The sequence below is a fragment of the Leisingera sp. ABM4_101 genome, assembly GCF_056158725.1.
The window spans coordinates 1468106-1480856 of the sequence record NZ_JBSWTV010000002.1; the positions used below are offsets into that span (position 1 = coordinate 1468106).

Genomic DNA, 12751 nt, shown 5'->3' on the forward strand with positions numbered 1-12751 from the left:
TCGGCATGGATCATGTGGATTTTATCACCCTGCAATGGGGGCGGGAGCGGCCGGACCTGGATGTGACGGCCATGGGCGTGATTGGCCGGGTGGCGCGGCTGTATCTGGCCTATCAGCGTGAAATGCATAAGACCTTTGCGGAATTCGGGTTGAATGCGGCCAAGTTTGATGTGCTGGCCACGCTGCGCCGGTCCGGGGCTCCCTATACGCTGTCACCGGGCGATCTGCTGAAGGCGACAATGGTGGCATCGGGAACGATGACCAACCGGATCGACCGGCTGGAGGCAGACGGGCTGGTCAAACGGGAGGTGAACCCGGAGGACAGCCGCAGTTTTCTGGTCGGGCTGACAGAAGAGGGGCGCGCCTTGATCGATAAGGCGGTTACTGAGCATGTAAAAACCCAGGCGCGGCTTTTGGAGGATATGAACGCGCAGGAAGTTGCTGCGTTCACGGCACTTCTGGGCAGAGCCCTGGAGGCGGCCGGCGGCTGAGATTGCAGTCTGAACATCTGCTTTGCCCGCCGCAGGCAGGCAGGGTGCGCGAGGCGGCAAAGCCGCGCCGCGCTGTGCCCATCGGGCGGAAGCGCACCGTTAGGTGCGGTTCCGGCGGGCGGGAGGGCTGCGCAGGTTTAAACCAGCCCGGCCTCTTCCAGCAGGTGGCGCACATTGGTTTCAGGGCGCGGGCCGATATGGCGGATCACCTCGCCTGCGCAGATGCAGCCCATGCGTGCGCAGACTTCCATGCTGCGCCCTGTGGCCATGCCGAACAGGAAACCGGCGGCGAACTGGTCGCCGGCACCGGTGGCGTCCACGGGGGTGATCATCTCAACGGGCACGTCGATGCGCACGCCTTCGTTCAGTACAGTCACCCCGTCGCCGGACCGGGTGCAGACCACCAACGGGCAGATCGCCGCGGTCCTGGCCATCGCCTTTTCCAGTTCATCGGTTTCAAACAGGGCGCAAATTTCGTCCTGGTTGCCGATGACAAAATCCAGCTCTTCGCCGATCAGGGTTAGGAAGTCCGCGCGGTGGCGTTCAACGCAGAACGGATCAGAAATCGAAATGCCAACCCGGCCGCCGCCCTCGCGACATTTCCGGGCGGCTTCCATAAAGGCAGTCTTGCCCTTGTCCTTGTCGAACAGATAGCCTTCCAGGAACATGATCTGCGCATTGCCGGCAACCTCCTCCGGCACGTCGGTGGAGCTTAGCTCGGACGAGGTGCCCAGATAGGTGTTCATGGACCGCTCGCCATCGGGTGAGACAAAGATCATCGACCGCGAGGTTGGCAGCTCTTCGTCCGCAACCGGCGGGTTCACGAACCCGACGCCCTCGTTGTTCATCGCATCGGCATAGAATTTACCCAGCGCGTCGTCCCGGACCCGGCCGATAAACGCAGCCTCCAGCCCCAGCGCGCCAGCACCTGCGATTGTATTGGCCACTGAGCCGCCCGGCGTTAATACCCGGTTGCCCATCGCCGCATACAAATCTTCGCAGCGGTCGCGTTCGATCAGCTGCATGATGCCCTTTTCGATGCCCTGTTCGGCCAGAAAGCTGTCCTCGCACTGCGCGATCACATCGACCACGGCATTGCCAATACCGACGAGCTGATAGGTTTTGGTCATGGTCCCTCCTCGGGGGTTCCGGAGCGGTTTTGGTCGTGGCCACTATGCCGCCAAAAAAGTTTACAGATTCTTGTCTTCGTACATGCAGAGGTCGCGGATCAGGCAGCTGCCGCACATCGGCTTGCGCGCCTTGCAGTGATAGCGCCCGTGCAGGATCAGCCAGTGATGGGCGTGCTGCTGGAAATCCGCCGGGATGTTGTCCTCCACCGCGCGCTCCACGGCGTCCACATCCTTGCCCGGCGCGATGCCGGAACGGTTGCCGACCCGGAAGATATGGGTATCCACCGCCTGCGCAGGCTGTTTCCACCACATGTTCAGCACCACATTGGCGGTTTTGCGGCCCACACCAGGCAGTGACTGCAGAGCAGCGCGGGAATTCGGCACCTCGCCGCCGTAGTCTTCGACCAGGATCTTCGACAGTTTGATCACGTTCTTGGCCTTGTTGCGGTAAAGGCCAATGGTCTTGATATGCTCGATCAGCTGCTCTTCGCCCAGATCCAGCATTTTCTGCGGGGTGTCGGCGATCTTGAACAGCTCGCGGGTTGCCTTGTTCACACCGGCATCGGTGGCCTGTGCTGACAGCGCCACCGCCACCACCAGCGTATAAGCGTTGACATGTTCCAGCTCGCCTTTGGGTTCGGGCTCAGCTGCCTGGAACCGCGTAAAGATCTCGCGGAGCGTATGATAATCGAGTTGCTTTGCCATGGCTGCGCTTATGGCCTGTTCTCACCCGCGGGCGCAATGATTTAGCGAGCCGGGTGCGGGAAGCTTGGCAACCCTGCGGCGCTGGTGCAACCCGGGTACAAGACCTTACTCCGAATTACAGGCCTGGAATATTGCACCGTCTTCTGCGAGCCGGGATTGCTCGCGTTTCCAGCCTGCCTTGTCGGCAGCTAGAACTGCAGCAGGAATGATGTCCACTTTAAAGCTGCGGTTCAGGGCGCCGCAGGCTGTATTCTTGACGCAATGGCATCCATCAAGGCCCGTCATCTGCAGTGTGCCGATGCGGTTTTCTGCCAGATAGTCTTCAAGCGCCGGCGAGGAAAAGGCGTCGCCAATATGTTTCACGAATTCAGCCGACACCGGCAGCTGCAGCCGCGGGTCCAGCCCCAGGCCTGCTGAGTTGCGGTTGCCCAGGCCCTGGTTGGCCCAGCTGTTCAGCCGGTTGGTCCACCAGCCCTTCATGACGTGACGGATCACGATCACCGGTTCGCCGCGGGAGCGGGCTTTGCGGGCAAGCTGCTGGATGCAGCTGATGGGGCGAGGAGATCTGCCTCGCTCCAGTCCCGCCCTGCTTGCAGCCGGGTGAAATCCTCCTGCATGTCGATCACCAGCAGCGCAGTGCCGGGGCGTTTGGCGGGGTCAATGCGGGGACCGCGGGTCGGAGCGGTCATCCGCCGGATCCCCCAGGCCGTATAAGCGGCGGCCAGTAGGCCCATGCTGCCCAGGATCCAAAGAACAATCATGTCAGCCCTCCTGCGCCTGGTTAAGGAAGAAACGCGTGAGCGTCAGTTGCACCCGGTGGTGCGTGGCGATGTCCGCGTCGGAGAAGCCTCTGGCAAAGTCTTGCAGAACCGCAGTTTCACGGGTCCGGATCTCCTGGATGATCTCCGCGCCGCGGGGGGTGAGCCGGTAGCAGGAGCTGCCCTTGCGGGCCGGGTTGGGGCTGGCTTCGATCAGCACCTCCTGCCGCAGCTCCTTCAGGATGCGCGACACGAACTGCCGTTTCAGCTGAAGATCCTTGCCCAGCTGCGGCGCTGTGGCGCCAGGGCGATTGAGCAGCCCTTCCAGCAGCGCGCGCTGGCCCAGGGTGATGCCGTGCGGCAGGGTGCCTTGCTCGACCGCGGCGGTGATCCCGCGCAGCAGCGGGCGGGTGGCCTGCACGGCCTCGTAAAGCTGATCCAATGCCTGTGTCATGGCGGCAGGGTAGGTGCAGGAGGATGATTCGTCAATTGAGTTGACAAGAAGGGAACACAGGTAACCGCAACTTCCGGGTCGATTGCCAGCGCTTTGCGCAGTAGGTTGAGGAGCAAGTCAGAACAGGTTGGGCCGATGAATATCGAAGCACGGGAAAACACCTATCATTACGGCGTCATGCGCCGGGCGATCGAACTGATCGACGATGGCGGCGAAGATCTGACGCTGGAACAGCTGGCCGCCCGCATGGACATGAGCCCGGCGCATTTCCAGCGGCTGTTTTCGGCCTGGGTCGGGGTCTCGCCCAAGCGCTACCAGCAGTATCTGCGGCTCGGACACGCCAAGGCGCTGCTGCGCGAGCGATTCACCACGCTGGAGGCCTCCCATGCGGTGGGGCTGTCAGGGTCCGGCCGGCTGCACGACCTGTTTCTGCGCTGGGAAGCGATGAGCCCCGGCGAATACGCCCGCAAGGGTGATGGCTTGCGGATCTTCTGGGGCTGGTTCGACAGCCCCTTTGGCCTGGCCCTGGTGATGGGTACGGAAAAAGGTATTTGCGGTCTGGCATTTGCGGCCGAGACTGGCGCCGAGCCTGCCATGGCCGACATGCGGGCGCGCTGGCCGCAGGCGGAGTTCATCGAGGATCCCATGGCTCTGCGCCCGCTGGCCGAGGCAGCCTTTGCCCAGAAGGGCGAGACTGCCTTGCACATGATCGGCGCGCCCCTGCAGATCAAGGTGTGGGAGGCGCTGCTGCGCATCCCCACAGGCCATGTCACCACCTATTCCGAACTGGCCCAGGCGATCGGCGCCCCCAAGGCGGTGCGCGCCGTTGGTACCGCAGTCGGGCGTAACCCGGTCAGCTGGCTGATCCCCTGCCATCGTGCCTTGCGCAAGTCCGGTGCACTGGGCGGCTATCACTGGGGCCTGCCTGTCAAACGCGCGATGCTTGCCTATGAGGCTGCGCGGGATGAGGAGGCTGCGGCAGATGATATGCGCGCTGCCGGCTGAAGAGGCGCTGCAGCAGGCCGGCGGCAGGGCGTTCGGCGGCTTGCTGTGTCTCGTGGCGCAGGCGGGCAGCGTCCCGCTCCGCTTCATAAGGTTTTGGAAGGCGTTGCCGGGTGTCCCAGCGGTCTTTGCCCAGGGTGATCATGGTTATCCAGTCATAGGTCAGCATTAGTTTCTCCTTTTCTGAGGGCAGAAAAACAGACCACTGCTGACAGGCTGCTGTCAGTGGCCTGTGCTAAGATGTCAGCAGACTGTCACTGGAGCCTGCCCATGCCGCGTACCGGACGCCTGTTCGAAATCATCCAGATCCTGCGTTCTGCTGCGTCACCGGTGCGGGCAGAGGATCTGGCACAGATGCTGGAAGTCAGCAAACGCACCATCTACCGCGACATCGCGGCGCTGCAGGCGATGCGTACGCCGGTCGAAGGCGAGGCTGGGGTCGGCTATATCCTGCGCAAGGGATATGATCTGCCGCCGCTCAACTTTGATGAGGAGGAGCTGGAAGCGTTGCATGTGGGGCTGGCAATGCTGATACGCACCGGGGATGGTGCGCTGCAACAGGCGGCAGAACGGGTCAGCCGCAAGATCACCGACGTACATGCCACTGCCGACTGGCTGCAAGTGGCGCCCTGGGGTGCGCCGCTGGATGATCCGGACCAGGGATGCGTGTCCAAGGCGCTGCTGCGCCAGGCGGTGCGAGAAAGCCGCAAGCTGCGGATCTCCTATGTCAGCCCGGACAGCGGCGAGACCTGCCGCACCCTGCGCCCGCTGGCGCTGATTTATCACATAGAAAGCACCATGCTGGCCGCCTGGTGCGAGCTGCGCAGCGGTTTCCGCCACTTCCGGACCGACCGGATGTTCGCAGCAGAAATGCTAGAGGACGGTTTTGCGCCTGAGGCCGCAACCCTGCGAAAGCTGTGGATTGAGCAGGAAGGCTGGGACTTTGCCTTTGCGCCCTGAGGCGGTTTTGCGCGGTATTTCGCCAATGTGAGGCAATCCTGCCTTGAGAAGGCGGCACTGCGGCACGATATTTGAGCGGAACGCCGGGCGCGGCCCGGATTTGAGAAAGAAGAAGGCAGATTTGAAGATGCAGATGAAACTCACCACGGCAGGATTTGTTGCCGCCGCGCTGGGCCTGAGCGCCTGTACCGATCCCGCAACCATCGGCACGCCGGGCAGCAATACCCAGCAGGGTGCTATCCTAGGCGGCATCATCGGTGCCGGTGTCGGCGCCATTGCCAATGATTCCGACCGCGGCCTGGGGGCTGTGACCGGCGCGCTGGTTGGTGCCACTGCCGGCGGGGTGATCGGCAACCAGCTGGACGCGCAGGAGCGCGAACTGCGCCAGACCTTGGCCAATGACTCGATCACCATCGTCAACACTGGCGACCGGCTGATCCTGTCCTTCCCTAACGATCTGACCTTTGCCACCGACAGCTATGCAATCGCGCCGGCGGTGCAGGGCGATCTGCGCCGGGTTGCCGACAGCCTGGTGCGTTACCCCAACAGCACCATCCAGGTGATCGGCCATACTGACAGCGATGGCGATGCCGGTTACAATCAGGGGTTGTCAGAGCGCCGCGCCAATGCGGTGGCCGACCAGATCCAGGCGGGCGGGGTGCCCTATCACCGAATTCGCATCATCGGCCGCGGCGAAGAGCAGCCGGTGGCCTCCAACCTGACGCCGGAGGGCAAGGCCCGCAACCGCCGCGTCGAGGTGGTGGTGATCCCGCAGGCGGCCTGATCCCCGGCACTTGCGGAACTTCACGGCCCGCCCCGTTTGGGGCGGGCTTTTTCATGCCGCAGGTCTCCTGCTGTAGCCTTGCACATGACCTGCGCGTTCATGGGTGTTTTCAGACAAGGCACGCCGCATACATGATGCGCACCAAGGAGACGCACAAAAAGGAGCTTCCGATGGCCGACCCCGTATTGCTCACCATTTCCGGCTCGCTGCGCAGCGCGGCCACAAACCGCAAGCTGCTGGCGGAAGCTGCCCGCGTGTTCGGGCCCGCAACTGTGGTGGCGGCGGATTTGAACCTGCCGCTTTATGATGGCGACGCCGAAGCCGCGGAAGGCATCCCGGCCGCGGTGCAAGCGCTTGCGGATCAGATTGCGGCGGCGGATGCCATCGCGATTTCCACCCCGGAATACAACAAGGGGCCCTCCGGCGTGCTGAAAAACGCGCTCGACTGGGTCAGCCGCACCGAAGGCAACCCCTGGGCGGACAAGCCGGTCGCAGTGATGTCGGCGGCGGCCGGCCGGGCCGGTGGCGAGCAGGCACAAGCGCTGCTGCGCGGCTTTCTGGTGCCTTTCCAGCCGCGGGTGATTGCCGGGCCGGGGGTGCATCTGGCCGGATCAGGCAAGGAGTTCAACGAAGCCGGGCGGCTGATCAGCGAACAGTATGAAGGCACGCTCACCAAGCTGATGCAGAAGCTGCGCGCGGAAGCCGTGCACTAAGCTTGCCTTGCAGCCGGCCGCGGCTAAGGTGGCGGCATGAGTATTGCAAGCGCACCGCCGCAGCAGCGGCTGACGGACATGATGGATCCGGCCCGGGCCGCTGCCTTTCAAACCGCGCTGGGGCTGGAGCCGGACATCGGCGCGGGCAGCGCGCTGCCGCCTTTCTTTCACCAGCTCTATTTCTGGACGCCGCTGCCGCCCGGAAACCTGGGGCGGGACGGCCATCCAAAGGTGGGCGGTGCCGGGCTGATCCCGGACCTGGGCCTGCCGCGGCGGATGTGGGCTGGCGGGCGCTTGCGGTTTGAGGCGCCTTTGCGGGCAGGTGTTGCGGCCGAAAAGATGTCCGTATTAGAGAAGGCGGAGCGCAAAGCCGGCCGCACCGGCCAATTGGGCCTGGTGACCCTGCGCCATGAGATCCGGCAAGACGGGCGGTTGTGCCTCACCGAGTGGCATGACCTGGTTTACCGCGGGGACCCGGACCCGGCTGCGCCCAGGCCGGTGCCGCCGGCGGCGCGGAGGGATGAGACAGATGCGCGGCAGGTTTCCTTCAGTTCAACCCTGCTGTTCCGCTATTCGGCGCTGACCTTCAACGGGCACCGGATCCACTATGATCTGGACTATGCCCGCGATGTCGAAGGGTACGAAGGGCTGGTGGTGCATGGCCCTCTATTGGCGCAGCAACTGATGCTGCTGGCAGAGGAGCTGATGAGCCCGCTGGCGGAGTTTTCCTTCCGGGCGACGTCTCCCCTGATGCATTTCGAAACCGCTGTTTTGTGCCGCAACGGCCGGGACCTGTGGGTACGCGGGCCGGACGGGCGGCAATGCATGAGTGCAATTGCAGTGCCGCGCGGCTGAAGGAGGTGCTCCCGCGCCCCAAGCTGCCCTGGCGGGCAGATTAGGGGCTTGGGCGTGGCGCTGCTGCACAGCGCAGGGGATTTTGCTGAGAAGCGCTTGATGGGCAACGCTGCCCCTCAAGGCGCCAACTCAATTGTGAAACGCCCTTTGACGCCTCAAGGGTTAACCGCGCGTGCCGCGCGGCGGCTGCGCCGCCCTTGACCCGCCAAAGGGCAGGAGGTGCGCGCCGGTCAGAGGTTGTCTTCCACCCGGAAGCCCTGCGGAATGTTGTCATTGTCTTCCAAGAGCAGGTCCGCCATCACATGGGCTGCCTTGGGCGCCATGCCAAAACCGATCTTGAAGCCGCCGTTGGCGATGAAGTGGCCCTCGCGCCCTGGCCAGGCGCCCAGCATCGGGGCGCGGGATTTGGCACGGGGGCGCACGCCGGCCCAGCGTTCGATCACCTCAGCGCCGTGCAGCACCGGCACTGCCGTGCGGGCGCGTTCGATCACATCGTCCAGCTGTTCGTCCGTTGCCTTGCCGTCCTCGAAATCGCGTTCGCTGGTAGAGCCGATCGCCAGGGTGCCGTCGGCGTGGGGAATGATATGCAGCCCATCGGCATAGAGCTGCGGCACCTCGCCCTCGTGGAAGCGCAGGAGGGCAGCCTGGCCCTTGACGCCGCCGCCGATGGTTTTGCCGATGATATCGTTCAGCTCCAGGAGACCCGCATAGCCTTTGGCATGCACTACTTTTCCTCGATCGGGCACTTCGGGCTGCACTTCTACGCCCATCACGGCGAGGGCGGAGACAAGCGCGGCGCAGGCGCGGCGGGGGTGCATGCGGGCGCTGAGAGTGTCGTGGATTACATAGCCGGTGGCGCTGGGCGGCACCCAGGGGCCGAGGGAGGCGGCCTCGCAGACCCGCCATTCAGCCGCGTCTTGCCAGAATTCCTGCGCGGTGGCTTCCCGCTGGCGGGCAAGCTCCAGGGTGCGGGTGTCATTGATGGGCTGCAGCCGGCCGGTGCGGCCATAGCCGGGCGAGACGCCGCCGGTGGTCTCGACCTCTGCCCAGAACGCTTCGGCCATCAAAAGGCTTTCGAGCTGGAACTGTTTCTTGGGGTTCCAGTTCTCCGGCACATGCGGGGCGAGGGCGCCGACCAGCCCGCCGCTGGAACCCGCACCGGCGCCAAACGGGTCCACCACCTGCACAGTTGCGCCGCGCCGGGCGCAAACCCAGGCAATCGACAGGCCAAAGATGCCTGCGCCGCGCACCGTGATATCTGCCATTGCCATTTGCCGTTCCTTTCGCCAGTGTCGCGCCGTTCCGCACAACCGCTTAGAGGATTATAGCATGGCAGACCAGCAGGCCCGCCTCAGCTGGCGCGACGGCACCGTTCCGGTGTCGGATCAGTTCGATGATCCCTATTTCTCGATCCACGACGGGCTGGCGGAGACGGAACATGTGTTTCTGGCGGGCAACGATCTGCCCGCACGGTTTGCACCGGGGTTTCACATAGCCGAGCTGGGGTTCGGCACCGGCCTGAACATGCTGGCGGCCTGGCGCGCCTGGGAAGCGGCGGGGCAGGAGGGCCCGCTGCGTTTCACCAGTTTCGAGGCTTTTCCGATGGCGCCCGAAGATATGGGCAAGGCGCTGGAAGCCTTCCCCGCCGTGGCCCCTTGGGCAGAGAGGTTCCTGGCAAAGTGGCAGGGCACGGGCACGTGCGATCTGGGAACTCTGCAACTGGAGGTGATCCAAGGCGACGCCCGCATGTCGCTGCCGGAGTGGACAGGTGAGGCGGATGCTTGGTTTCTGGACGGGTTCTCTCCGGCCAAGAACCCTGAATTGTGGGAAGCGGCGCTGATGGCTGAGGTCGCGGCGCATACGGCACCGGGCGGCTCGGCGGCGACCTATACCGCGGCGGGATTTGTGCGCCGCGGGCTGGAGGCGGCAGGATTTGAGGTGACCCGCATTCCCGGTTACGGGCGTAAGCGGCATATGACAAAGGCAATGAAAGCATGACACAGGCAGCGCCTGCATCCGTGCAGACCAATAATGTAACCGCCGGCATCCTGCTGATGATCGCGGCGACCGTGGTCTTTGCCTTGCAGGACGGCATCTCGCGGCATCTGGCGGGCGAATACAACACCTTCATGGTGATCATGGTGCGCTACTGGTTCTTTGCGCTGTTCGTGCTGTCGCTGGCCGCCCGCGCGCCCGGCGGCATCCGCAAGACCGCGCAGACCGGGCAGCTGGGGCTGCAGATTTTCCGCGGCGTGCTGCTGGCCGGTGAAATCTGCGTGGCGGTCTATGGCTTTACCCTGCTGGGGCTGGTCGACAGCTTGGCGGTTTTCATCTGCTATCCGCTGCTGGTGGCGGCCCTCAGTGGCCCTGTGCTGGGCGAGAGCGTCGGCTGGCGGCGCTGGGCGGCGATCGGGGTCGGCCTTGTCGGGGTTTTGATCATCCTGCAGCCCGGGGCAGGGGTGTTTGACGTGGCCGCCATCATCCCGTTCATCTCGGCCTTGATGTTTGCGGTTTACGGCCTGGTAACCCGCTATGCCGCGCGCAAGGACAGCACCGCCACCAGCTTCTTCTGGACCGGCATTTCCGGCATGGTTTTCATGACGGCGGTGGGCATGTGGTACTGGGAGCCGATGAGCCCCGATGACTGGCTGTGGATGGGGCTGTTGTGCGTGTCCGGCGTCACCGGCCACTGGCTGCTGATCAAGTGCTACGAGATGGCCGAGGCCAGCGCCGTGCAGCCCTTTGCCTATTTCCACCTGATCTGGGCGGCCATCCTGGGCGTTACCGTGTTTGGCGAGGTGATCCGTGCCAACGTGGCCATCGGCACGGCCATCATCATCGGCGCCGGCCTGTTCACCCTATGGCGCGAACGCGTGAAGGGTTGAGCCCCTCAGCTCCTGCGAGAAGGGCACCGGCAAGGGCGTCTTGCCCAGCCGGGCCCGGTAGACCGGCAGGCTTTCGGTGACCCGCATCACATAGTTACGGGTCTCGTTGAAGGGGATGTGCTCGATCCAGTCGATAATGTCCGGATCGCCATCCCGCGGGTCGCCATAACGCTCCATCCAGGCCTTGGGGCGGTGCGGCCCTGCGTTATAGCCCGCGGCCATCATCACCACATTGCCGCGGAACGCGCCGGCCAGCCCGGCCAGGTAGTTGGCGCCCAGTTTGGCGTTGTAGTCCCATTCTGCGGTCAGCCGCGAGGTCTTGTGATTGGCGAGGATGCCCAGCTCGGTCGCCACCAGCTTGGCGGTGGCGGGCATCACCTGCATCAGCCCGCGGGCGCCGGCGTGGCTGATCACGGCCGGATCAAACTCACTCTCGCGCCGGGCGATGGCCAGGGTCATCTCCTCAGCCATCGGCAGCTGCCGCTTGGCGACCGGGTGCAGCGGGTAATAGGCGCCTTCCAGCTCCAGCCCGCGCCGTGCTGCGCGTTTCGAGATCATCACTGCCAAATGCGGCTGATCCAGCTCTACCGCCATCTGCCCCAGCTGGCGCGCCTGCACTGGCGGCAGGGTCTCGACCAGATGGGTGAAGAAGCGTTCGGCCAAGGCCAGTTCGCCGGCCTTCAACAGCTCCAGACCGGCATGGGTGACCGAGGATTTCGCAAATTCCGCGGTGCTCCAATCCGGCAGCTCTGCCGGCTTGGTCAGCGCCGGGTCAAACGGGCGGCCCAGCTGCTCGGCGGCCAGCAGCCCGTAAAAGGCGGTCTGATACTCCGCCGCCTGGGCATAGGCTTCATAGGCCTTGTCGGCCTCGCCCATCGCCGCCTGGGCACGGCCCAGCCAATAGCCGCCGCGGCTGACCGAGATCGGCGTCTCGACCGAAGCCAGAAACCGTTTGAAATGCACGGCGGCCAACTCAGGATCACGCAGTTTGCGCAGCGCGATGTAGCCCGCCAGCCATTCGCAGTCCGAATAGCCATAGCCGTCCTCGGGCGCAGCAAAATGATAGGCGGCCAGCTGATAGGCGCGCTCATAGTCCTTGTCCCGCATCAGCTGCCGGGCCAGGTCGCGGCGGCGGCGCAGCCATTTGCCGGGCTCGCCCAAGGCCTTGGCGCTGGTGCTGCGCTCCATCATCATTGCGATAGCGCTTTCCTGCAGCCGCTTGCGGTCGCGCCAGGCAAAGCGGTCATAGGCGAGGCCTGCCGAACCTTTCAGCCGGGCGGGCACGGCGGCAATCTTGCCATCCACCCCCGGTGCGCGGTCCTGCAGCGCGATACGAGCTTCGGCCAGCTTGCGCTCGCCCTCGGGCACCAGCAGCAGCATCCGCTTGGAACTGACCAGGTGGTCGTCCCACAGCAAGCGGTCCAGCCGGGCGGTGTGATGCGGTTTCAGCAGCTTGGCGAAATCCCGCATGTAGTCCTTCTGAATGGCGCTGCCCATCGCCATGGTGCGCCAGGCCAGCACGATCTCCGCCTCGCCGTCGCCGCGCCGCCCGGAGGCGATCAGCGCCTTGCCCAGGCTCAGCGCGCCCTCGGCGGTCTGCGGGCGTTCCTTGGCATAGAAGGCCAGAACCGCCTCCCGGCCTGCCCTGGCAATCGCATTCTCGTTCTGGCGCCGCAAATAGGCCAGCCCGGGCCAGTCCGGCCGCCGCTCCAGGAATGCCACCGCATCGCGGGCCGAGCCCAGACCGGCGCGCAGCCGGTGCCATTCGATGATATCGCGGGACACGCTCTGCCGCTTCCCGGCCTCGCGCCCGGCCTCATCCCATTTCTCGGCCCGCATCAATTCCAATGCCTCGCCCAGCCCGCGCGCCTGGGCAGGCGCCGCGGCAAAAGCTGCGGTAATCAGCAGAAACAGGGCCAGGATGCGTGTCATCTCTTGCATTTTCCAGCAGTCCGGGGATAGAGGCTTGAACGTTACTCATTGGCGTGCCGGTATCAACTCAAATCCCCGGCAT

15 protein-coding genes are annotated in these 12751 nt (G+C 64.5%); 8 read left to right on the plus strand and 7 right to left on the minus strand.

The window, feature by feature from the left end:
• Nucleotides 1-5: 5 nt before the first annotated feature.
• On the plus strand, nt 6-491 hold the full coding sequence (locus ACXAEK_RS08200; protein WP_475041086.1) for a MarR family winged helix-turn-helix transcriptional regulator: 486 nt from the start codon (nt 6-8) through the stop codon (nt 489-491).
• A 137-nt stretch (nt 492-628) separates the two neighbouring features.
• Here ACXAEK_RS08200 and ACXAEK_RS08205 read toward each other — a convergent pair whose 3' ends face one another.
• The 5 genes from ACXAEK_RS08205 to ACXAEK_RS08225 all read right to left on the minus strand — a co-directional run bounded on the left by ACXAEK_RS08205 (nt 629) and on the right by ACXAEK_RS08225 (nt 3538).
• A complete protein-coding gene (locus ACXAEK_RS08205; RefSeq protein ID WP_475041087.1) occupies nt 629-1621 on the minus strand; it encodes an adenosine kinase in 993 nt (330 codons plus the stop codon).
• Nucleotides 1622-1681: 60 nt separating this feature from the next.
• On the minus strand, nt 1682-2326 hold the full coding sequence (gene nth, locus ACXAEK_RS08210; RefSeq protein WP_039133431.1) for an endonuclease III: 645 nt from the start codon (nt 2324-2326) through the stop codon (nt 1682-1684).
• A gap of 105 nt (nt 2327-2431) precedes the next feature.
• Nucleotides 2432-2905 carry an isochorismatase family protein gene (locus ACXAEK_RS08215; protein ID WP_475045221.1) on the minus strand — a complete coding sequence of 158 codons (474 nt, stop codon included), beginning with the start codon at nt 2903-2905 and terminating at the stop codon, nt 2432-2434.
• Nucleotides 2824-3087: a hypothetical protein gene (locus ACXAEK_RS08220; RefSeq protein WP_475041089.1), complete on the minus strand. Its 264-nt coding sequence runs from the start codon at nt 3085-3087 to the stop codon at nt 2824-2826. The genes ACXAEK_RS08215 and ACXAEK_RS08220 overlap by 82 nt, the downstream gene beginning before the upstream one ends.
• 1 nt (nt 3088) lies before the next feature.
• Nucleotides 3089-3538, minus strand: a complete 450-nt coding sequence (locus tag ACXAEK_RS08225) for a MarR family winged helix-turn-helix transcriptional regulator (RefSeq protein ID WP_475041090.1) — start codon at nt 3536-3538, stop codon at nt 3089-3091.
• 135 nt (nt 3539-3673) lie between these two features.
• On the opposite strand from ACXAEK_RS08225, the gene ACXAEK_RS08230 reads away from it, so the two are divergent.
• The 5 genes from ACXAEK_RS08230 to ACXAEK_RS08250 all read left to right on the plus strand — a co-directional run bounded on the left by ACXAEK_RS08230 (nt 3674) and on the right by ACXAEK_RS08250 (nt 7852).
• Nucleotides 3674-4543, plus strand: coding sequence for a methylated-DNA--[protein]-cysteine S-methyltransferase (locus ACXAEK_RS08230; protein WP_475041091.1), 870 nt, complete (start codon nt 3674-3676; stop codon nt 4541-4543).
• Nucleotides 4544-4810: 267 nt separating this feature from the next.
• Entirely contained in the window at nt 4811-5500 is a 690-nt protein-coding gene (locus ACXAEK_RS08235; RefSeq protein WP_475041093.1) for a helix-turn-helix transcriptional regulator, read from the plus strand.
• Nucleotides 5501-5627: 127 nt separating this feature from the next.
• Nucleotides 5628-6284, plus strand: a complete 657-nt coding sequence (locus ACXAEK_RS08240) for a YiaD family glycine zipper/OmpA-like lipoprotein (protein ID WP_475041095.1) — start codon at nt 5628-5630, stop codon at nt 6282-6284.
• Nucleotides 6285-6454: 170 nt separating this feature from the next.
• A complete protein-coding gene (locus tag ACXAEK_RS08245; RefSeq protein ID WP_475041097.1) occupies nt 6455-6997 on the plus strand; it encodes an NADPH-dependent FMN reductase in 543 nt (180 codons plus the stop codon).
• Between the two features lie 36 nt (nt 6998-7033).
• Nucleotides 7034-7852 carry an HTD2 family dehydratase gene (locus ACXAEK_RS08250; RefSeq protein ID WP_475041098.1) on the plus strand — a complete coding sequence of 273 codons (819 nt, stop codon included), beginning with the start codon at nt 7034-7036 and terminating at the stop codon, nt 7850-7852.
• 230 nt (nt 7853-8082) lie between these two features.
• Here ACXAEK_RS08250 and ACXAEK_RS08255 read toward each other — a convergent pair whose 3' ends face one another.
• On the minus strand, nt 8083-9123 hold the full coding sequence (locus ACXAEK_RS08255; protein WP_475041099.1) for an NAD(P)/FAD-dependent oxidoreductase: 1041 nt from the start codon (nt 9121-9123) through the stop codon (nt 8083-8085).
• Between the two features lie 58 nt (nt 9124-9181).
• Between ACXAEK_RS08255 and mnmC2 the strand changes: the two genes are divergently transcribed.
• Nucleotides 9182-9850, plus strand: coding sequence for a tRNA (5-methylaminomethyl-2-thiouridine)(34)-methyltransferase MnmC2 (gene mnmC2 / locus ACXAEK_RS08260; protein ID WP_475041101.1), 669 nt, complete (start codon nt 9182-9184; stop codon nt 9848-9850).
• Nucleotides 9847-10737, plus strand: coding sequence for a DMT family transporter (locus tag ACXAEK_RS08265; protein ID WP_475041102.1), 891 nt, complete (start codon nt 9847-9849; stop codon nt 10735-10737). The genes mnmC2 and ACXAEK_RS08265 overlap by 4 nt, the downstream gene beginning before the upstream one ends.
• Here the strand turns inward: ACXAEK_RS08265 and ACXAEK_RS08270 are convergent.
• Nucleotides 10711-12669, minus strand: a complete 1959-nt coding sequence (locus ACXAEK_RS08270) for a lytic transglycosylase domain-containing protein (RefSeq protein WP_475041103.1) — start codon at nt 12667-12669, stop codon at nt 10711-10713. The genes ACXAEK_RS08265 and ACXAEK_RS08270 overlap by 27 nt on opposite strands.
• Between the last annotated feature and the right edge of the window lie 82 nt (nt 12670-12751).